This is a genomic window from Demetria terragena DSM 11295 (assembly GCF_000376825.1).
In the GTDB taxonomy this organism is placed as follows: Bacteria; Actinomycetota; Actinomycetes; order Actinomycetales; family Dermatophilaceae; genus Demetria; species Demetria terragena.
This window is the reverse complement of sequence record NZ_AQXW01000004.1, coordinates 746,187-765,921: the sequence shown is the minus strand read 5'-3', so window position 1 is coordinate 765,921 and position 19,735 is coordinate 746,187. Positions and strand designations below refer to the sequence as shown.

At 65.4% G+C, this 19,735-nt stretch carries 17 protein-coding genes; 8 read left to right on the top strand and 9 right to left on the bottom strand.

The annotated features are described in order from the left end of the window. Positions 1-155: 155 nt before the first annotated feature. The 3 genes from F562_RS0107745 to F562_RS0107735 all read left to right on the top strand — a co-directional run bounded on the left by F562_RS0107745 (position 156) and on the right by F562_RS0107735 (position 4,426). Positions 156-2,720, top strand: a complete 2,565-nt coding sequence (locus F562_RS0107745; RefSeq protein ID WP_018156379.1) for an FtsK/SpoIIIE family DNA translocase — start codon at positions 156-158, stop codon at positions 2,718-2,720. Beyond that, a complete protein-coding gene (locus F562_RS0107740) occupies positions 2,717-3,436 on the top strand; it encodes an ion channel (RefSeq protein ID WP_018156378.1) in 720 nt (239 codons plus the stop codon). The genes F562_RS0107745 and F562_RS0107740 overlap by 4 nt, the downstream gene beginning before the upstream one ends. Positions 3,437-3,799: 363 nt before the next feature. After that, positions 3,800-4,426 (top strand): hypothetical protein, encoded by a 627-nt coding sequence (locus F562_RS0107735; RefSeq protein WP_018156377.1) that lies wholly within the window; start codon positions 3,800-3,802, stop codon positions 4,424-4,426. A gap of 9 nt (positions 4,427-4,435) precedes the next feature. Here the strand turns inward: F562_RS0107735 and F562_RS0107730 are convergent, their stop codons facing one another. The 3 genes from F562_RS0107730 to F562_RS0107720 form a co-directional block, all read right to left on the bottom strand. Then, a complete protein-coding gene (locus tag F562_RS0107730; RefSeq protein WP_018156376.1) occupies positions 4,436-5,680 on the bottom strand; it encodes an RNA polymerase sigma factor in 1,245 nt (414 codons plus the stop codon). Then, the gene (locus F562_RS0107725) at positions 5,680-6,057 is read right to left on the bottom strand and encodes a YciI family protein (protein WP_026181102.1); all 378 of its coding nucleotides are present in this window, start codon (positions 6,055-6,057) and stop codon (positions 5,680-5,682) included. The genes F562_RS0107730 and F562_RS0107725 overlap by 1 nt, the downstream gene beginning before the upstream one ends. Positions 6,058-6,180: 123 nt before the next feature. Then, a complete protein-coding gene (locus F562_RS0107720; RefSeq protein ID WP_018156374.1) occupies positions 6,181-7,368 on the bottom strand; it encodes a dipeptidase in 1,188 nt (395 codons plus the stop codon). 29 nt (positions 7,369-7,397) lie between these two features. On the opposite strand from F562_RS0107720, the gene rimO reads away from it, so the two are divergent. The 4 genes from rimO to F562_RS0107700 all read left to right on the top strand — a co-directional run bounded on the left by rimO (position 7,398) and on the right by F562_RS0107700 (position 10,283). After that, positions 7,398-8,855, top strand: coding sequence for a 30S ribosomal protein S12 methylthiotransferase RimO (rimO, locus tag F562_RS0107715; RefSeq protein WP_018156373.1), 1,458 nt, complete (start codon positions 7,398-7,400; stop codon positions 8,853-8,855). Further along, positions 8,855-9,424 (top strand): CDP-diacylglycerol--glycerol-3-phosphate 3-phosphatidyltransferase, encoded by a 570-nt coding sequence (gene pgsA, locus F562_RS0107710; RefSeq protein ID WP_018156372.1) that lies wholly within the window; start codon positions 8,855-8,857, stop codon positions 9,422-9,424. Before rimO ends, pgsA begins: the two co-directional genes overlap by 1 nt. Continuing rightward, positions 9,421-9,906, top strand: coding sequence for a CinA family protein (locus F562_RS0107705; protein WP_018156371.1), 486 nt, complete (start codon positions 9,421-9,423; stop codon positions 9,904-9,906). Before pgsA ends, F562_RS0107705 begins: the two co-directional genes overlap by 4 nt. Before the next feature lie 74 nt (positions 9,907-9,980). Beyond that, positions 9,981-10,283 (top strand): helix-turn-helix domain-containing protein, encoded by a 303-nt coding sequence (locus tag F562_RS0107700; RefSeq protein ID WP_018156370.1) that lies wholly within the window; start codon positions 9,981-9,983, stop codon positions 10,281-10,283. On the opposite strand, the gene F562_RS0107695 is transcribed toward F562_RS0107700, so the two are convergent. The 6 genes from F562_RS0107695 to F562_RS0107670 form a co-directional block, all read right to left on the bottom strand. Beyond that, positions 10,280-11,071, bottom strand: a complete 792-nt coding sequence (locus F562_RS0107695; RefSeq protein ID WP_026181100.1) for a DNA-formamidopyrimidine glycosylase family protein — start codon at positions 11,069-11,071, stop codon at positions 10,280-10,282. The genes F562_RS0107700 and F562_RS0107695 overlap by 4 nt on opposite strands. A gap of 39 nt (positions 11,072-11,110) precedes the next feature. Beyond that, positions 11,111-15,847 (bottom strand): ATP-dependent helicase, encoded by a 4,737-nt coding sequence (locus tag F562_RS0107690; RefSeq protein WP_018156368.1) that lies wholly within the window; start codon positions 15,845-15,847, stop codon positions 11,111-11,113. 61 nt (positions 15,848-15,908) lie between these two features. Then, complete coding sequence (locus F562_RS18460) at positions 15,909-16,856, bottom strand: M20/M25/M40 family metallo-hydrolase (RefSeq protein ID WP_018156367.1); 948 nt, start codon at positions 16,854-16,856, stop codon at positions 15,909-15,911. 115 nt (positions 16,857-16,971) lie between these two features. Then, positions 16,972-17,421 (bottom strand): pyridoxamine 5'-phosphate oxidase family protein, encoded by a 450-nt coding sequence (locus F562_RS0107680; RefSeq protein ID WP_018156366.1) that lies wholly within the window; start codon positions 17,419-17,421, stop codon positions 16,972-16,974. Between the two features lie 10 nt (positions 17,422-17,431). Continuing rightward, on the bottom strand, positions 17,432-18,472 hold the full coding sequence (locus tag F562_RS0107675; RefSeq protein WP_018156365.1) for an agmatine deiminase family protein: 1,041 nt from the start codon (positions 18,470-18,472) through the stop codon (positions 17,432-17,434). Continuing rightward, positions 18,469-19,431: a nitrilase-related carbon-nitrogen hydrolase gene (locus F562_RS0107670; protein WP_018156364.1), complete on the bottom strand. Its 963-nt coding sequence runs from the start codon at positions 19,429-19,431 to the stop codon at positions 18,469-18,471. The genes F562_RS0107675 and F562_RS0107670 overlap by 4 nt, the downstream gene beginning before the upstream one ends. A 67-nt stretch (positions 19,432-19,498) precedes the next feature. On the opposite strand from F562_RS0107670, the gene F562_RS18455 reads away from it, so the two are divergent. Further along, the gene (locus tag F562_RS18455; RefSeq protein ID WP_018156363.1) at positions 19,499-19,735 is read left to right on the top strand and encodes a DUF3046 domain-containing protein; all 237 of its coding nucleotides are present in this window, start codon (positions 19,499-19,501) and stop codon (positions 19,733-19,735) included.

Sequence of the window (19,735 nt, the reverse complement as noted above, 5' to 3'; positions counted from 1 at the left end):
GCGCCTCCACTGCGCGAGGGTCATCAAGCCGACCCTCGTCGCGGTCCTCGTCCCGCCCGCCGGCCAAGAAGAAGGCGGCGGCATCGACGCGTGGCCGCAGCACGGCCGCGGGTGGAGGTACGCCCTTCCCGTTGCGCGCCGCGCGCAGTACCTGGATGGGTGTGGCTCATGTGGCCGGGGGAGCCGCGCGCCGAGTCGGAACCTCTGCACGAGACCTTGACCCGGAACACCGCCGCGATGGCGTCGGATTTCTTCTGGTCTCGTTGTCGATCGTCGTCGCAGCGCGCGAATGGTGGGGCCTGACCGGCCTTGCCGGCGACGTCATCCACGCAGTGTCGGCAGGGACTTTCGGCCGAGTCGCGCTCGTGTTGCCGCTCGTGTTGTTGTTGCTCGGCGTGCACATGCTGCGCTCGCCGCGCGGCCACCAACCAACCAACCGGATCGTCATCGGGCTTGCGCTGCTCGGCGTGTCAGCGACGGGCCTCGCCCACCTTTCTGACGGCCTTCCGTCTCCCACCGATGGCTCTGAAGCGATGCGCGCCGCGGGCGGAATCATCGGGTTCTTGGCATCCAGTCCGCTGGAGGCAGCCGTACGCACCATCGGAAGCGTGGCCATCCTGCTGATCGTCGGATTCTTCGGACTGTTGGTCGTGACGGCGACTCCTGTCCACCTCATTGGCGAGCGGCTGCGCGACCTGAGTGACCGCATCTTTTACGGCGGTACCGCGGAGGTGGAAGACGACGAAGAAGACCAGGACGCCGTCGCCGCAGATCGACACGGCACCGACATCGACGGCAAGAAGAAGCGCCGCGGCTCGCGGGCCAAGGCAAAGGCCGACGACGAGACCGAGGGCCGGGTCGGCGACGAGCCGTTCGAGCAGGCCGCGATCGTCGCGCCGCGCCGCACCAAGGGTGGAAGGGTGTTGCGTCCGGGGGAGAAGGCGCCGGAGCAAGGGCCGGAGGCCGCTGAACCGAGTGCTGACCACGGTGCGATCACCGACGGCGCCGCCGCGGCTGAGGCTCTGGAGCGCGCCAAGCGGGCTCCCGCGGCCAAGTTGCCCACAGCCAAGCCCGTGCCCGACACGACTGCGCCAGAAGCACCACCGACCCAGCCGCTTCCGCAGCGGGTGGAGCAACTCGCGCTCGCCGGGGACGTGACATACACCCTCCCGGACAACTCGGTCCTTGAGCCCGGGACGCCGCACAAGTCGCGCTCAACGGCAAACGACCGGGTGGTCGAGGCGCTGACCGACACCCTCGACTCCTTCAACGTCGACGCCCATGTCACGGGCTTCACGCGCGGCCCGACCGTCACGCGCTACGAGGTCGAACTCGGTGGCGGCACCAAGGTGGAGAAGGTCACCGCGCTCTCCAAGAACATCGCCTATGCCGTGGCCTCTGCCGACGTACGCATCCTCTCGCCCATCCCGGGCAAGAAGGCGATCGGTATCGAGATTCCCAACAGCGACCGCGAGAACGTCAGCCTGGGCGATGTGCTGCGCAGCCAGGCGGCCCGCGGCACCCAGCACCCGATGGTGATGGGCGTTGGCAAGGACGTCGAAGGCGGGTATGTCATCGCCAACCTCGCCAAGATGCCGCACCTTCTGGTGGCAGGAGCGACCGGCGCGGGTAAGTCCAGCTTCGTCAACTCGATGATCACTTCGATCCTCATGCGGTCCACGCCCGATGAGGTGCGCATGGTGCTGGTTGACCCCAAGCGGGTCGAGTTGACGGCCTACGAAGGCATTCCGCACCTGATCACCCCGATCATCACCAGCCCCAAGAAGGCGGCTGAGGCGCTGCAGTGGGTCGTCCGCGAGATGGACACCCGCTATGACGACCTCGCGGCCTTCGGCTACAAGCACATCGACGAGTTCAACAAGGGCGTACGCGCTGGCAAGGTGACCCCGCCGCCGGGCTCAGAGCGGGTCATGGAGCCGTACCCGTACCTGCTGGTCATCGTCGACGAGCTCGCTGACCTGATGATGGTTGCTCCGCGCGATGTCGAGGAATCCATCGTCCGCATCACGCAGTTGGCTCGCGCCGCGGGTATCCACCTCGTGCTGGCCACCCAGCGGCCGTCGGTCGATGTCGTCACTGGTCTGATCAAGGCCAATGTGCCCAGCCGGATGGCGTTCGCCACGTCTTCGCTAGCCGATAGCCGGGTGGTGCTCGACCAGCCGGGTGCCGAGAAGTTGATCGGTCAGGGTGACGCGCTCTTCTTGCCGATGGGCGCCTCCAAGACCATGCGGGTGCAGGGTGCCTGGGTCACTGAGTCTGAAATCGAGCAGGTCGTGGCGCACGTACGCGGCCAGCTCAAGCCTTCATATCGGGAGGACGTCGCGGTGGCGGCGCCGAAGAAGGAGATTGACGAAGACATCGGCGATGACCTCGACGTACTGCTGCAGGCCACCGAGTTGATCGTCACCACGCAGTTTGGGTCGACGTCGATGTTGCAACGCAAGTTGCGCGTCGGCTTCGCCAAGGCCGGGCGCCTGATGGATCTGTTGGAGTCGCGTGGAGTCGTCGGCCCGTCGGAGGGCTCGAAGGCCCGCGACGTGCTGGTTAAGCCGGATGACCTGCCGGCCACGCTGGCGCTGCTGCGCGGTGAGGACGTGCCGTCGGAGCCAGAGCCGTCCCCGGTCGACTACCACGATGGTCACGACACTGCCGAAGGATCCGACGAAGATGCTTGGAGCTTGACCGAGAACGGCCGATGACCACCGAGTCTGTGTCGGAGTCGGTGCGGCAGCGGGTCTGGTATCCATTTGGGGTCTATCCCAATCTGCTGCTGTTGAGTGCGCAGATTTTCGGGATCCTGATCTACCCATTCACCGATTCTGGCGTCGGGCGAATGGCGTTCTCCCTGGTGCAACTGGTCGTGCTGTTCCTGGCGGTGGCAGCGGTACGCCCGACGCCTGCGCTGTCATGGATATCGATGGCGTGCGGTGCGCCGGCAGCCGTGCTGACCGTGCTGACGCTGATCTTTCCAGACAGCCACGGGTTGCTCTTGGCGTCAGACCTCACCCATGCGGTCTTCTTCCTCTATCTCGGGTACGCCCTGATTCGGTACATGTTCGCCGACCGGAACGTCACGGCCGACGAGATGTATGCGACCGCATCGACGTTCACCGTGTTGGCGTGGGCGTTCGCTCACCTGTATGGCGTCGTCCAAGGGATCTGGGGTGCAGACCAGTTCGCCGCGACCGGGGAGGGCGATCTGGAGTGGATGGAGATGCTCTTCCTGTCTTTCACGACGATGACGGGAACTGGCCTCTCTGACATCTCGCCGGTGGGTGCGCACGCGCGATCGGTGGTCATGCTCGAGCAGATGGCGGGCATGTTCTACATCGGTCTGGTCGTGGCACGGATGCTCTCGCTCACCTTGGTGAAGTTTCAAAGCCGCGACTCTGACAAGGAAGCCGCAGCGGAGTAGGACCGCGGTAGCCAGACCTCTCCAGGTAGTGCCAGTACAGCCGCCGCCAGACGCGATGAGAGCGTGGGCCAGCCGAGACATTGCGCCAGTCGTTCGAAGCCAACTTCAGGTGGCGCCGAACGAGTTCCGGACGTGTAATCGGAGTACCGGGCCGACAGCGGTGCCCGTTGATGTCACCAGGTGACACCAATTGGCATCACAGTCGTCATCAGGCGCCGTCCAACGCGGCGTACTGGGAGACGCCGCGGGGCCGTGATTAACCTGCTCCGTTCTGGCTGGACAGCGGCTACGGGCGGGTACCTTATCTGCACCGGCCCAGAGTTGGGCTGGCACATAGCCCGGGGGAGATTGGCAGGGGAACACATGAACAACAAGACATTGGCATTGGTGCTTGGCACGGGACTTCTGCTGTCGGCATGTTCTGAGGGGACGACGACGAATGATGGAGGCTCAGCGGTCCAGGAGACTGCAGTAGACGAGCAGGACGTGCCGCGCTCGTCATCAGAGTCGTCAGAACCCGCCGCAGAAAAGCCCGCCGCAGAAGAACCCGCCGCAGAAGAACCAGAGTCAGATCCAGACGTCGCACCAGAGGATGAGCCTGCGGAGGAAGCGGGGACGGTGGCCTGGGGAAAGACCTACACCTCACCGACTAAGCGGAAGATTGTGTCTGGAGTACCGCAGCCCTGGACACCGAACGAATACGCCATAACTGAAGGTGGCTGGAAAAAGTATGTGAAAGTCACCCTCACCCTGGTCAATGACGCCAACGAGCCGTTCGATTCGAGTGAGTTGACCGCCGCGGGGACATCCGGCGATCGGGCCACCGAGCCCGTGTTCGACGACAGCGTCGGCACGCCTGACAGAACTGTCCTCCCGGGAAGGAAACTGTCGTTCGACCTTGCGTTCGGCTATGAGCCCGGTGCTCCGCTGACGGTAGAACTTTCCACATTCGATGGCCCCATCGTGACCTTCGACGGTGTGGTGAGGTAGCGGTCGGCGTCAGGCCTGTCCGCGGGCGGCCGCGGCGCGGCGCAGGAGTAGGTCACGTTCGCTGGCATTTCGAGTGAGTTGGGCGGCCGTTCGAAACATCGCCTGCGCCTCGGCGGTCCGCCCGGCTCTGGCGAGCAGGTCGGCCCGGACACTAGGGAGCAGGTGCGAGCCGCCGAGGGCGCCGTCGGGAAGTGCATCGAGCACTGCCAGTCCGGCCGCTGGTCCGTATGCGCGTCCGTGGGCAACGGCACGGTTGACCTCAACGACCGGGCCTGGCGCCGCGCTGGCAAGGAGGTCGTAGAGCCGCGCGATGGTTTGCCAGTCGGTGTCTTGAGCGGCGGCAGCGCGGGCGTGCTGAGCGGCGATCGCCGCTTGCAGGACATACCTGCCGACCGGTGCGCCTCGCACGGCAAGACGCTCCGCGCGGTCCAGGGAAGCCAGGCCCCGGCGGATCAGAAGGGTGTCCCAACGGGTGCGATCCTGGTCCTCCAGGAGCACCGGGCGTCCGTCGGTATCGATTCGAGCGACCGATCGCGACGCCTGCAGTTCCAGGAGCGACTGCAGTCCGTGCACCTCGGGCAGGTCTGGCACGAGTTTGGCGATCATGCGCGCCAGGCGAATGGCCTCCCCGGTGAGTTCGGGTCGCATCCACCGCGCGCCGTTGGTCGCGGTGTAGCCCTCGTTGAAGATCAGGTAGATCACGGCCAACACGTCGTCGAGCCGTGCTGCGCGCTCGTCCCCAGTCGGAAGGTCGAACTCGACGCCCACCGCTTGGAGACTCTTCTTCGCCCGCGAAATCCGTTGCCCCATAGTCGATTCGGATGTTAGGAAAGCCCTGGCAATCTCAGCTGTCGACAACCCGCCGACGAGGCGTAGCGTCAGCGCGGCACGAGACTCTGGGCTCAGCTCGGGGTGGCATGTCAGGAAGATGAGCCGCAACACGTCATCCTCGATAGCGTCGACCTGGGTGGTGAGGTCGGGCATCCCATCCTCCTCCCGAAGATCACGGCTCAGCACTTCGAGTTTTTGACGCAGAGTGTCGGCACGCCGAAAGGTGTCGACGGCCCGGCGTTTGGCCGTCGTCATCAGCCAGGCGCCGGGGTTGTCGGGTACGCCATTAGCAGGCCATTGCTCCAATGCGCTGACCAGCGCGTCCTGAGCAAGGTCTTCGGCGAGGTCGAGGTCGCGCGTCATCCTGGTCAACGCGCCGATCAAGCGGGCCGACTCGGCCCGCCAGACGGCGGCCGTATCCATCAGGCGTCGGGTTCGTCGGGCCCCTCGGACACTTGGCGCAGCGTGGCGACCATCGTGACCTCGGGCCAGTGCTCGGCGTGCAACTGGGCGAACATTTCCTGGGCGGCGATCGCCTCTTCGACGGTGTCGTATTGCATGATCGCCCAACCCCCGACGATCTCCTTGGCCTCGGCGTAGGGCCCATCGACCCGCGTGACCGCGCCCTTGCGCACGACGAAGTTCACCGCATCTTCGGTGCCGAACAGACCGCCACCATCCAGGAAGTGGCCCTCTGCGGTTGCGGCGGCGATATGCTTGTCCATCGCCTCGAACAGCGCCTTCGGCGGTGCTGTGTCGAGGTTTTCTTCCATCCGGACTAGACCCATGAATCGTGGCATTGCTCGCTCCTTCTCGTTGGTGGACCACCGCTCGTTGGTGGTCGACTCGCACAAACGTCGAACGGCGCGATGTGTCTTCGACATCGGGCTCGAACTTTTTCGGGACAGTCCGGCCGAGGCCCTTCAGGCTCCGTCGAGTTCCTCGTACGTCGCCAGGCTGGGGCCACGGGTCTCCTGCAGGTCGCGGGCGACCGCTTCGGCGTCACGAAGTACGCGCAGGATGTTGCCGCCGGCCACCTTGGCGAGGTCCTCTTCGGACCACCCCTTGTCATGGAGCGCCGTGAAGACCTTGGGGTAGGTGCTGACATCTTCCAGGCCGGTCGGTAGGCCGGGCACTCCGTCGTAGTCGCCGCCGACGCCGAGGTGGTCGATGCCCGCGACCTCACGAATGTGGACGAAATGGTTGACCACGTCATCGATGGTCGCCGTGGGCACGGGGTGGGTTTTCGCCCACTCCGTGCAGAAGGGGTTGAACTGTGCGAGATCTGTGGGCGAGACGCCGGCTTCGCGGGCGGCGTCGGTCGCGTCTTTGCGCCACTGTGCCGCGCCAGCAGACACAAACGCGGGGACAAAGGTGGACATGATCACCCCGTTGTTGTCGCGCAGACGCTCCAAGACGTCATCCGGCGCGTTGCGTGGGCTGTCGGCCACCGCGCGCGCCGAACTGTGCGAGAAGATCACGGGCGAGGCGGAGGCGTCGATGGCCGTACGCATGGTGTCAGCGGAGACATGGGACAGGTCCACGAGCATGCCCATGCGGTTCATCTCGCGGACGACCTCGACGCCGAATCGGGAAAGGCCGTCGTGGACCGGCGCGTCAGTGGCCGAGTCAGCCCACGGCACGTTGTCGTTGTGAGTGAGGGTCATGTATCGGACCCCGAGCACGTACATCATTCGCAGCGTGGCGAGCGAGCACCCGATGGAGTGGCCGCCCTCCATGCCCATGAGCGAAGCGACCCGACCGGAGTCGAAGACGTCCATCACCTCATCGGCACTCCGCGCAATGCCGAACGCCTCGGGATAGCGCCCGACCATCTGGTGAACGGCGTCAATCTGCTCCAGGGTCGCGGTGACGGCCGTCTCCTGCGCGAGGGTCGCGGGAACATAGACCGACCAGAACTGTCCACCGACACAACCGGCCTGCAAGCGTCCTATGTCGGTATGCGTTCGGTCGCTTGTGTCGCCCGAGATGTCGAGCCGATCGAAGTCGTAGCCCACGAGTTCGCGCGCCGCCCACGGCAGGTCGTTGTGCCCGTCGATGAGGGGGTGGTCGTGAAGCAGAGCACGGACTGCGGCGAGGGAGTCGGTCATGGGCTCTATCCCATCACTACAGTGAGCGGGTGCCGAATGCTACCCAGCCAAGAAGCGTTGCCGTTGTCACCCTTGGATGCGCTCGCAACGAGGTCGACAGTGAAGAACTGGCGGGCCGCTTGTCCGCTGAGGGTTGGCAGTTGGTCGAGGACGCAGCCGATGCCGATGTCGCCGTGGTGAACACCTGCGGGTTCGTCGAGCAGGCCAAGAAAGACTCCATTGACGCGCTCCTTGAGGCCAATGACCTGAAGGAGACCGGGCGTACGCAGGCCGTGGTCGCAGTCGGTTGTCTCGCCGAGCGCTATGGCGAGCAGCTCGCCGAGCAATTGCCCGAGGCCGACGCAGTGCTGGGCTTCGATTCCTATTCCGACATGTCCGGCCACCTGACCTCGATATTGCAGGGCGGTCGGCCCGCCTCGCACACGCCCAGCGATCGACGAACACTGCTGCCGCTGTCGCCTGTTGAGCGGCAGGGTTCAGATGTCTCGGTCCCGGGGCACGCACAGACCAGCGCGCCCGCGGATGTCTCCGTGGAGAGTCCGTTGGCCGGGCCGCGCGTCATTCGGGCCCGCCTGGACGGCCGGCCTTGGGCGCCGCTCAAGATCGCCAGCGGGTGTGACCGACGCTGTGCCTTCTGCGCCATCCCGATGTTCCGCGGTGCGTTCGTGTCGCGCCGGCCGACCGATGTCCTCGCTGAGGCGAGGTGGCTTGGGGAACGCGGCGTGCGCGAGGTGTTCTTGGTCAGCGAGAACTCCACGTCCTATGGCAAAGACCTTGGCGACCTGCGACTCCTCGACACGATGCTTCCTGAGCTCGTGGCAGTCGAGGGCATCGAGCGAGTTCGGGTGAGTTACCTTCAGCCCGCAGAGATCCGACCCGACCTTTTGGACGCGATGACGTCCATTGAAGGTGTCGTGCCCTACTTCGACATCTCCTTCCAGCACGCCTCCGGGCCGCTACTGCGCAGAATGCGGCGATTCGGAGACCGCGGGTCTTTCGTGTCCCTGGTCGAAGACATTCGCCGCCGTAGCCCCGAGGCGGGTATCCGATCCAATGTGATTGTCGGGTTCCCTGGCGAGACTGAACACGACCTGGTGGAGTTGGAGTCCTTTCTGATTGAGGCACGCCTCGATGTGGTGGGCGTGTTCGGCTACTCGGATGAAGACGGAACCGAGGCGGAGGGGCACGACGGAAAGATCGACCCGGATGAGGTTCAGGAACGAGTGGCGCGCATCCGTACCCTCGCTGACGACCTGAACGAGCAGCGGGCGCAGGAGCGGATCGGCCAGACGGTCCAGGTACTGGTGGAGTCCACGGGGGATGAGGACGACGCCCGACCGGTGGGACGGGCCGGCCAACAGGGCCCCGACGTCGATGGGGTGACCTATCTTGAGGCTGACGGGTACGCCGTCGGAGACCTGGTTCTTGCAACCGTGACTGACACCGAAGGGGTGGACCTCGTGGCCAGTCCGATCGAGGACCCCTGATGGTGACGGAGCCCGCGCCGCCAGTCAGTAACTGGAACATCGCGAACGTGCTGACCGGTGTCCGGATTCTGCTCGTACCGCTCTTCGCGTTTCTCCTTCTGGTCGACGAGGGGCGCAACGACGGCTTCCGGTGGCTCGCCGCGGCCGTATTCGTGCTCGCCAGCATCACTGACCGTCTCGATGGCGACTTGGCCCGGTCTCGGGGATTGGTCACCGATCTCGGCAAGGTGATGGACCCGATCGCGGACAAGGCGCTCGTGGGCTCTGCGCTCATCGGGTTATCCATGATCGACGAACTCTGGTGGTGGATCACGATCGTGATCATCGCCCGCGAAGTGTTCATCACCGTCCTGCGTTTTTCGGTGATCCGGCACGGCGTGATGCCTGCGAGTCGTGGCGGCAAACTGAAGACGACTCTTCAAGTGGTCGGTCTCTCAATCTTGGTGATGCCGTGGCCAGACTGGATTCACCTGATCGGTTTGATCGTCATGCTTGCTGCCGTGGTGGTGACCGTCGCAACCGCCGTTGACTACGTGATGCGAGCCATGCGAATGCGGCGCGAGGCGTGAATAACCCACTTCCCGACAGGGTGGTGCGCGCGCTGATTGTCCGCGGGGAAACGGTCGGCATGGCCGAATCGTTGACCGGCGGCCTGGTGTGCGCGGCACTCACGGACATCAGCGGCGCGAGCGCGACAGTTCGGGGCGGTATCGTGGCGTATGCGACCGACGTCAAGGCCGATGTGCTCGGCGTCGACGCGCAGGTCCTGCGGGATGGTGGTGCCGTACAGGCGCAGGTTGCCGAGCAGTTGGCGCAGGGCGTACGCCGGGTGCTGGCGTGTGACTGGGGGTTGGCGACCACGGGGGTGGCCGGACCAACTCCCCAAGACGGACAACCTGTGGGGCGAGTGTTTATCGCCGTCGCAGGACCGCAGGAGATGACAGTTCGCGCGCTCGACCTCACCGGAGATCGTGCTGAGATCCGCGAGGCCGCAGTCGAAGCGGTGCTCAATCTGCTGGCCGACAAACTGGGGACCGAGAGCATTCGATAGATGAGAGTGCTCGGTGAGGTGTCACCGGGGAGATGTACGGTAGGAACACGACGATGAGGCAATGAGGAGGCCTGATGATTCTGCTTCGCCACGAACTTGGTGACGTGCTGCGCGAGCAGCGGCAGGTCCAAGGTCGCACTCTGCGCGATGTGTCGGCATCAGCCAAGGTCTCCCTGGGCTACCTCAGCGAAATCGAGCGTGGCGAGAAAGAAGCCTCGTCCGAGATGCTGGCCGCGATCTCCACCGCTCTTGGTCTTGACCTCTCCGAAACCCTCGATCTGGTGACTCGCAAGGTCGCGCACGCCGAGGCCATCGCCGCCCCGGTGCGTCTGCCGGTTGCTTCGGCCACCGCCGCGCAGGTCGTACCCGCCGCCTAAGCCTCGGGCTGGCAGCGCGAGCAATACGTCAAAACCCGCTCCCGCGGCGGTTCACCCACGGTGATGTGCCGCAGCGTCGTCCCGCAGCGACGACATGGACGGCCTTTCCGACCGAAGACATACATCGGTTCGCGTCGATGACCCGTGGAGCACGGATGCCCGTACGTCATGCTCACCTGCAGCAGCTCTTGTCCTCGCCGGACCAGCGCCCGTATCCGGTCCGCGGGAAGCGCGCCCACCCGTGTCCAGGGATGGATCTGCTGCATGAACAGCGGTTCGCTCGTGAAGATCGTGCCAAGGCCAGCCAGATTGCGTTGGTCAAGGAGTGCCTCGGCGATGGGCCGCTCAGGCGCGCTCATCAGGTTGCTCAGGGCCAACGCCTCGTTCCAGTCCCCGCCCAGCAGGTCCGGACCAAGGTGGCCGACCACGTCGGCTTCGTCGCGGGTACGGACAATCTCGACTAAGCCCAGATGCCATCCCAAAGCGGCGGTCGTCTGAGTGGCGAGCAGCGCCCGGAGGCCGGGCGCTCGGCGTTGTGCTGGGGTAACTGCGCTCACTGGAAGGGTCTGCCAGCGGCCATCCATGCGCAGGTGGGTGTGGAGTGTCAGACCGTTGTCGAGGCGATGGAGGAGATGTTTGCCCACCGCAACGACGGCAAGTGTGCAGGCGCAGTGCAGTCGCTCACCGTCGACGTGCCCCCACCGGAGATCGGCCACGGCGAGAGGCGCCCCTGCCAGCGAGGCGTCCAGCCGGCGGGCGGTGCGCAGCACGGCATCTCCTTCAGGCACCTGAGGACCGTATCCCGTCTTGTCGCTCGGTCAGACAACTCAGCGCCGCAACTTCAGCCCCTGCGGGCTGGTGTGAAACCCGGATTCAGTGAGCGCGTCGGTGATGGCATGGCCAGACCCCAGGATCTTCTCGCCATCGACGGTCGCAATGGTGAGGCTGCTCAAGCCACCCTCACGGACCGTGCGCGCTAAAGCAGTGGCTGCCGCGCTCAGCGCTGCCTTGTCCTCACTCCAGGTGAGGAGGGTGCGGCCACCACGCTCGACATAGAGGATGAGTTCGCCATCGAGAAGGGCGACCATCGCTCCGGACTTTCGACCTGGGCGATGCCCGCTTGGTGCACTGGACGTACTGCCGTCAGCGGGACCGGTGCGGTCGGGCCAGGGGAGCGCTGCACCGTAGGGATTAGCGGGGTCGGTAGCGGCGAGAATCACTGCAGTTCGGGGAGTTTCGGGTGGAGTCTCCCAGAAGGAATCAGGTGGCATCGGTGCTTCTCGGCCAGCTGCGCGCAGCCGGTCGACCGCACCGACCGTGCCAAACTGCGCAGCGCCTAGCCCCTCGACGAAGTAGCCGCGGCGCACCCGGCCGGCCTCCTCTGCCGTGGCCAGGACTCGATAGACCCCGGCAAACCCGTCGGGCACTCCTTCGGCCATGACCGACCCACGGGTGACCACGCCATATCGGTCGAGCAGCACCTCCGAGCGTGCGAGTGCGCGCTCTGTTGGTGTCGCCAGCGAAGACGGAACTTGAGACCAACGTCCGGCTGCTGACGGCGGCCCGGTGCGGCTGGGCATACTTGCGCGTCCAGTGCGCAGCGCGGCGCCGGGTCGTCCGTAACGGCTGCGAGTTGGGCCGGTTCGCCGAGCCCGATGGGCGGGGCGTCCACTTCGCAGGAGAGCACGCAGCGGCGCGAGGGTGTCGCCGGTGACATATCCGGCCCACACCAGATCCCAGAGTGCCTGGGCAAGCGCGGTGTCATCGGGAGTCTCCGAGATGCGGTCCACCGAGCCGCCGTCTTCGCTTGCTGCCTCCCGAAGCGCACGGGCGACCTGATCGGCGAGCCCACGAAAAAAGTACGCGCCACCACCGTCGAGACAGGACAAAACCGCGCGGTGGACGGATCCGAGTTCGAGCGCCGGATCAGGATCGGCGAGCGTGAGGTGAGCGGTGTCGGCCAGATGGAGCGAGATCCAGCCATCATCGCCGGGAAGTGAACCACGCCCCTGCCAGATGATCTCGCCCGACGCGGTGAGTTCATCCAGCAGAGACGGCTGATAGCGCTGTATGCGTGCTGGAAGGATGAGTGCCTCCAGAGCACTGGCGGGAAGGGCTGCCCCGGACAGTTGCTCGGCCGTACGCAGCAAGCCATCGAGTCCGTGTTGATTCTTGCCGACGCCCTGCCACGCGGGAAGAAACTGGGCCAGACTGCGTGCAGGAACTGGTTCGACCTCTGCGCGGACGGCCGCCAACGAGCGACGTTTAAGCAATCGAAGAACTTCGGGGTGGCAGTACTCCACACCATGCTGACCGCCACCGAGTGCCGTGGGGCGCAACTCACCCCGAGTCAGCCGCCCGGCGGAGACCAGGCGCTGCAGGCCAGCGCTGACGATGGCCTGCCCGAGGCCGAGTTCCGCTGCGACAGTTGGCTCGTCGAAGGGGCCATGGTTGCGAGCGTATCGATGGAGCAGGTCGCCGAGGGGGTCTTCGACGGGTTCGAGAAAGACCGCGGGGAGGCCCACCGGCAAGGCGGTACCCAGGGCATCGCGCAGCCGAGCGGCATCCTCCACGAGCGCGACTCGGTCCTTGCCAGCGATGCGAACCTCGATGGTCTGGCGGGTGGTCAAGAGCTCCTCGATCCACCGCTCAATCTGGTCAGCTCGCTCTTCGGTGGTACGCGCCAGCATGGCCTCACGGGTCAGTGGCCCCAGCCGGCGCAACAGGTCGGCAAGGTCGTCACGGTCGCGGCAGCGCCGATCAGGTGCCGTGCGCTGCAACTCGGCCTCAGTCTGATGCACCACCTCCGGGTCGAGCAGATCGCGCAAGGTGCTGCCCGCGTCGCGGCCGAGCAGCTCGCCCAGCAGCGCCGGGTCAAGCGCAAGGGCTGCCGCTCGCCGCTCGGCAAGCGGTGAGTCACCCTCATAGAGGAACTGGGCGACATAGCCAAAGAGCAGGCTCTTGGCGAACGGCGATGGTGTTTGGGTCTCGACCTCAACAACGCGTACGCGTCGAGATTCGACATCGCGCATGAGTTCGACGAGGCCAGGGACGTCAAAAACGTCCTGGACGCACTCTCGCACCGCTTCTAGCGAGATCGGGAACGATGGATAATTGGACGCCACCTCAAGGAGTTGAGCTGAGCGTTGTCGCTGCTGCCACAAGGCCTGACGGCGTCCCGGTGTGCGTCGAGGAAGCAGCAGTGCTCTGGCCGCACACTCACGGAATCGCGCTGCAAACAAAGCAGATCCACCAATTTCTTCGGTGACCTGCGTATCGATTTCATCTGGTTGGAGCAGGATGAGAGAGGTGATCTGTTCACCGAAGTCAGCACCGGCGTCGCCCTCGGCGCCGACTTCCAGGTCGAGCAGCCGCAGCACGATTCCGTCATCGCCATGCATGGCCTGCACGTCGACACCGAATCTCTCGCGCAGGCGTGCTGCCAGGGCCAGCGCCCACGGAGCATGCACCTGGGAGCCAAACGGGCTGTGCACCACGACGCGCCAGTCGCCGAGTTCATCGCGAAAACGCTCCACCACGATGGTCCGGTCATGAGGCACATGGCCAGTGGCCGACCTCTGCTCGCGCAGATAGGTCAACAGATTGGCGCTGGCCCAGGTGTCTAGCCCTGAGGTGCGCGTTCGCGCGGTGGCCGCGTCGTCGTCCAGTGCGTCGAGTTCACGCACGAAGGCACCAACGGCCCGACCCAGCTCCAGAGGACGACCCAGGGTGTCGCCCTTCCAGAACGGCAGGCGGCCAGGTTGCCCCGGAGCGGGTGTGACCAGGACCTGATCATGGGTGATGTCCTCAATCCGCCAGGACGAGGTCCCCAAGGTAAAGATGTCACCGACCCGTGATTCATAAACCATCTCTTCGTCGAGCTCACCGACTCTGCGGCCGGGTCCGTCGCCACCGGCCAGGAAGACGCCGTACAGCCCGCGGTCGGGGATTGTCCCGCCGGAGGTGACCGCGAGGCGCTGGGCGCCGCGCCGACCGGTCAAGGTGTCGTTGAGCCGATCCCACACCAGCCGGGGGCGCAACTCGGCGAACTCATCGGAGGGGTATCTCCCGGCGAGCATGTCCAGCACGGACTCGAGCACGGGCCGGGTGAGGGTGCCGTACGAAGCGCTCCGCCGCATGAGGGACTCGACGTCGCTGACGGTCCAGTCGTCCATGGCGCACATCGCCACAATCTGCTGAGCCAGTACGTCGAGCGGATTGGCGGGGACCCGGAGGGCCTCGATCGCACCCTCGCGCATGCGCTCCACCACGACCGCGGTTTGCACCAGATCGCCACGGAACTTGGGAAAGAGGACGCCACGGGAGGTCGCACCTACCTGGTGACCCGCGCGTCCGACGCGCTGCAAGCCGCTTGCCACACTTGGCGGCGACTCCACCTGAATGACGAGGTCGACGGCACCCATATCGATCCCGAGTTCCAGGGATGACGTGGCGACGACAGCGGGGAGCCGCCCGGCCTTGAGGTCGTCTTCGATCTGTGCGCGCTGTTCCTTGCTGACTGAGCCGTGATGGGCGCGCGCAAGTATGCCTGCTGAGCCAGCACTCTGCCCGGACTGCCCGATCGCTTGAGCCGGAAAGTCCTGTGTTGGTTCGGAATGGGGAGGATCACCGTGTTCGCTCGGGGCCGTACGCTCTTCCCAAATTTCATTGAGCCGTGCGGTGAGTCGCTCCGCGAGCCGACGCGAGTTGGCAAACACCAGAGTCGAGCGGTGCTCGCAGATGAGGTCAACGATGCGTTCTTCGACGTGGGGCCAGATGGAGGGACGCTCCGCCGCGTCGCCTTCTTGCGCAGGGGCGCCCCCGAGCTCGGACATGTCCTCGACCGGCACGACAACCTGAAGGTCCCAGGACTTCGTCGAGGGTGGCTGGACCGTCGTGACCGGGCGACCTCCCGTGAGGTAGCGCGCCACTTCCTCTACCGGACGCACGGTCGCAGAGAGCCCGATGCGCTGGGTCGGCCTACCAAGCCAAGCGTCGAGACGTTCCAGGCTCAGCGCCAGGTGCGCGCCGCGTTTGGTGCCAGCGACGGCGTGAACCTCGTCAATGATCACCGTCTCGACGCCTCGGAGGGACTCTCGTGCCGCTGAGGTCAGTAAGAGGAACAGCGACTCCGGTGTGGTGATGAGGACGTCGCTAGGCGTGCGTTGGAAGGCGCGACGCTCGCGCGCCGTGGTGTCGCCCGATCGGACGCTGGTGGTGACGCTCGGCTCGGGCAGCCCGAGGCGCACCGCCGCGTGCTTGATCCCCACCAGGGGCGCGCGTAGGTTGCGCTCGACGTCGACGGCCAGCGCCTTCATCGGTGAGATGTAGAGCACGCGGCAGCGCGCGAGCGGATCCTCCGGAGCAGGCTCGGACGCCGCACGGTCGAGCGCCCACAGGAATGCCGAGAGCGTCTTACCGGATCCGGTTGGGGCGACGACCAAGGTGTGGTCGCCGCTGCTGATCGCATCCCACGCGCCAGCCTGCGCGGGTGTGGGCTCGGTGAACGAACCCTCGAACCACGCACGGGTCGCGGGGGAGAAGCGGTCAAGGACGGCGGCCATAAGCGCCAGCCTGCCACTGCCCAGTGACAGTCACCGCACCGTCATCGACCCAGCTGCGCGCTCACCTGGTGTTGGCGCTCCCAAAGTCCTTGTCCGCGTAGCTCCACAGGAGGTGCCCGATCGCGTCGGCGTGACGGTCCAAGGCCGTGGTGTTGATGTTGGTCATGTCATCGCATGCCTGGTGATAGCACGAGTCGTAAGGTTTCCCAGCGGTGCCGCCCCACTTCTGCGCCTGTGCACTGGTCTTGATCTGCTCGGCCCCGGTAAAGATCCCGCCGGTCGGTATGCCGTACCTGCGCAAGGCCGCGTGATCCGAGCGTCCATTCGGATCGGTGTACTCAGACTGGACTCCGGCGCTGGTGAAGTACTTCGTGAGGTCATCGCGGATGAAGTTGCCGGCGGGATTGTCGTCATAGACGAAGTAGGCAGCGTTCTTGGACGCGATCATGTCGACGTTGAGATAGGCCTGGATCCGATCGCGGCCTTGGGTGCCGAGGCCCTCGGCATAATGCGTGGAACCGACCAGGTTAAGCTCCTCGGCGCCCCAGAACGCGAATCGCAGGGTGTTGCGGGGCTTTTCACCGCTCTTGGCGAACGCGAGTGCCGTCTCCAAAACGCCGGCAGTGCCCGACCCGTTGTCATTGATGCCAGCGTTGTCGGCGCTGTCAAGGTGTCCGCCGACCATGACGACGGGTCCCGGGGAGGTACCGGGCATCTCGGCGATGACGTTGTAGGACGTACCGAGCTGGGTGTCAAAGGGCTGCACCGTGACCTGGTAGCCAGCTCCCTGGAGTTTGCCTTTCACGTAGTCGACCGACTTCTGGTAGCCCGTGGTCCCCGTACCCCGCCCACCGTGCTCATCCGAGATTTGCTGGAGCGCCTTGAGGTGTCCCTGCATGGCACCGAGGTCGATATCGGACGAAGCGGAACGCGCATCTGCCGAACTGAGCGGCACCCCGAGGAAGGCGACGGCGGCAATGGCTGCTGAGAGACGATGACGTGAACGCATGATGGCTCCTGACCGTGAAAAGCATGGACACTCAGCAGTGTTCGCTTTGGCGCGCGGTCTCGACAAGGAATCTGGGCACATCCAGACCAAGTCTTGGAGTGTGCTTTACCTCGGCTCAGGTCACCCAGCGGCCGGCTCGCATGATCGTGCGCCCGTCGTGTTCGTTTGAGTGGCGCCAGGCCTGGATACGGCGCATCCGGACCAGAATGAGCGAGTCGGCCCACGTCCGGGGGTCGCTTCCGTGCTTGGCGCTGAAGGCGTCTCTCTGGGTTTCGGTCATCTGGTCGATCGGCACCACTTCTGCCATCGCGTCGATCATGGCGAGATCACGCAGTTCACCCAACCCCAGACGTACGCGCCCGTCAGCCGCGAGGTTCAGCCCAGTCCGAGTGCTCGCATCGGTCACGATCAGCAGGGTGATGCCATCCGCGTCGAGCAGGAAGGACAGCGGTACCAGCCACGGACCGCGGTCGCCGGCACTCGCGAACCACAGGTCGAGATCGACCTCGAGCCGGTGCCGGACGTCGACGATGCGCCGCGCGGTGCTGCGTGGTGGATCGGTCATGGTGACGGATTTAGCGGGCTACAGGTTGCTGCTGGGTAATGCAATGGATGCCCCCGCCACGGGCAAAGAGTTCGCGGGCATCGACACCCACCACGGTGCGTCCCGGGTAGACCTCTTGGAGGATTGCCGCAGCCCGTTCGTCGTGGGGGTCATCGAAGGTGCAGGCGACGACGCCGTCGTTGACCACGAGGTGATTGACGTAACTGAAGTCGACTGGTCCGGCCTCGTCATAGCCTTGGGCGGGAGCCGGAACGCGGACAACAGCAAGTGGGCTGCCCTGCGCATCCGTCGAGCGGCTGAGCAGGTCGATGGTCTCCCTGCTGACCTCATAGTCCGGGTGCTGCGGGTCTTCTTGGTCGTGGACGAGCACCACGCCAGGGGAGGGGAAGGTAGCCACGATGTCGACGTGCCCGCGAGTGCCGAATTCGTCGTAATCGCGGGTGAGCCCACGCGGAAGCCAGATGAAATGAGTGGCGCCGATGGTGCGCGTCAGTTCGCCTTCGACGTCTTCTTTGGTGAGCCGAGGGTTGCGACCCGGATCGAGTTGGACCGTCTCGGTGAGCAGGACCGTGCCTTCGCCGTCGACGTGAATGCCGCCGCCCTCATTGACCATGGGTGAGTCGATCAGGGTCGCGCCTGCGCGACCGGCGACGTAGGTAGCGATCCGGGCGTCGTAGTCCCAGGACGCCCATTGCTGGGCGCCCCAACCATTGAAGACCCAGTCGACTGCTCCGAGCCGTCCGTCGGCGTCGACCACGAAGGTGGGGCCGATGTCGCGCATCCACGCGTCATCGAGCGTCGCGCTGGTGACTTCCACGCGAGGGTCGAGAAACTCGCGGGCTAGGTCCTCCTCGCCCGGGGTGACCACCAGGGTGACGGGCTCGAACTCGGCCACGGTGCTCGCGACCGCTGCCCAGGTGCGTCGGGCGGCGTCGGCCTCGGAATCCGTGTCGCCAAGCGTGTATCCGCTGGAGGGCCAGGCCATCCAGGTCCGCTCGTGCGGGGCTGTCTCGGCGGGCATCCGCCAGGTGCTGAAGTCGTGTTCGCTCATGAGTCGACCGGTCGCTGATGCTCGGGCTTGATCGGGGCGGAGAGGTCTCCATAACTATCGGGTCGGCGAGTTGCCAGGAACGGAAAGAGAGTGAGCCAGTCGCGGCCTTGGGCGAGGTCAAGGTCAGCGACCAGGACGGCCTCGGTGTCACGCGGCGCTTGCGCCAGGACACGGCCGTAAGGGTCAGCCACGAACGACGAACCGTAAAAGGTGATGAGGCCCTCGACGCCGGTGCGGTTGGGTACGACGACGAAGAGTCCGTTGGCGATGGCATGTCCGACGATGGTGTGCTGCCACAGTGGCTGTGTGTCGAAGTCCGGGTGGTCTGGTTCGGAGCCGATGGCCGTGGGGTAGACCAGGAGGTTCGCGCCGTTGAGGGCATACATGCGAGCGACCTCAGGGAACCACTCATCCCAACAGGTCGGCAACCCGAGTTTCATCGCCGGATCGGCGAGTTCGACTACGGGATAGGCGTTTTCGGGGGGTCCAGCGCGGAAGTACTTGTCCTCGTAGTAACCCGCGGTGACCGGGATATGGGTCTTGCGAGTGCGAGCCACCAGCGTGCCGTCAGGAGCGACCAAGACGGCCGTGTTGAAGCCCAGCCCGTCGCCCTGGTCAGCCCGCTCATAGAGCGACGCGTGGACGTATGCGCCGCTGGAGGCCGCAGCCTCCCTCGCGAAGGTCACCGTCGGACCGTCCTCAAGATCTTCTGCGATATCGGACGGCGTGCCCTCGGGAAGGGTGTCGGCGGGATAGCGGGAGAGTGTCAGCTCAGGCAGGAACACCACCTGGGCGCCGGCGTCGGCGGCCAAATGGATGCCCTCGGAGAGCACCTGCCGCAGGTCGTCGGCATTTTCCCGCCAGTGATGTTGGACCAGCCCGACGCGGACGGGCCCGGCGCTGGGTTCGTTGACCCGGGCCCATGAAGTCGGGGTGCCGAGTGCGGTGATGAGCTCCATGCGCTCAGTATGCCGAGCGAGTACCGCGCGCGACAGCAAAGGGCTGGGCGTGTGAGATTGTGGCGCCGTGCGAAATAGCGAGTTGTGGCGTCTTGTCGATGAGGAATTCGGTCGCGCCTACGGACGCCACCTCGCCGCGACGCACGTGTTGCACGCACTGGGCGACCGCACGGTTGAGCAAGCTCTTGCGACGGGGGCCCAGCCGCGCCGAGTGTGGCAGGCACTTTGCGACGACATGGATGTCCCGCCTGAGCGTTGGCTTGGACGCGACCTGCCATTGCGAGATCACCCCGAACGGGCTTAG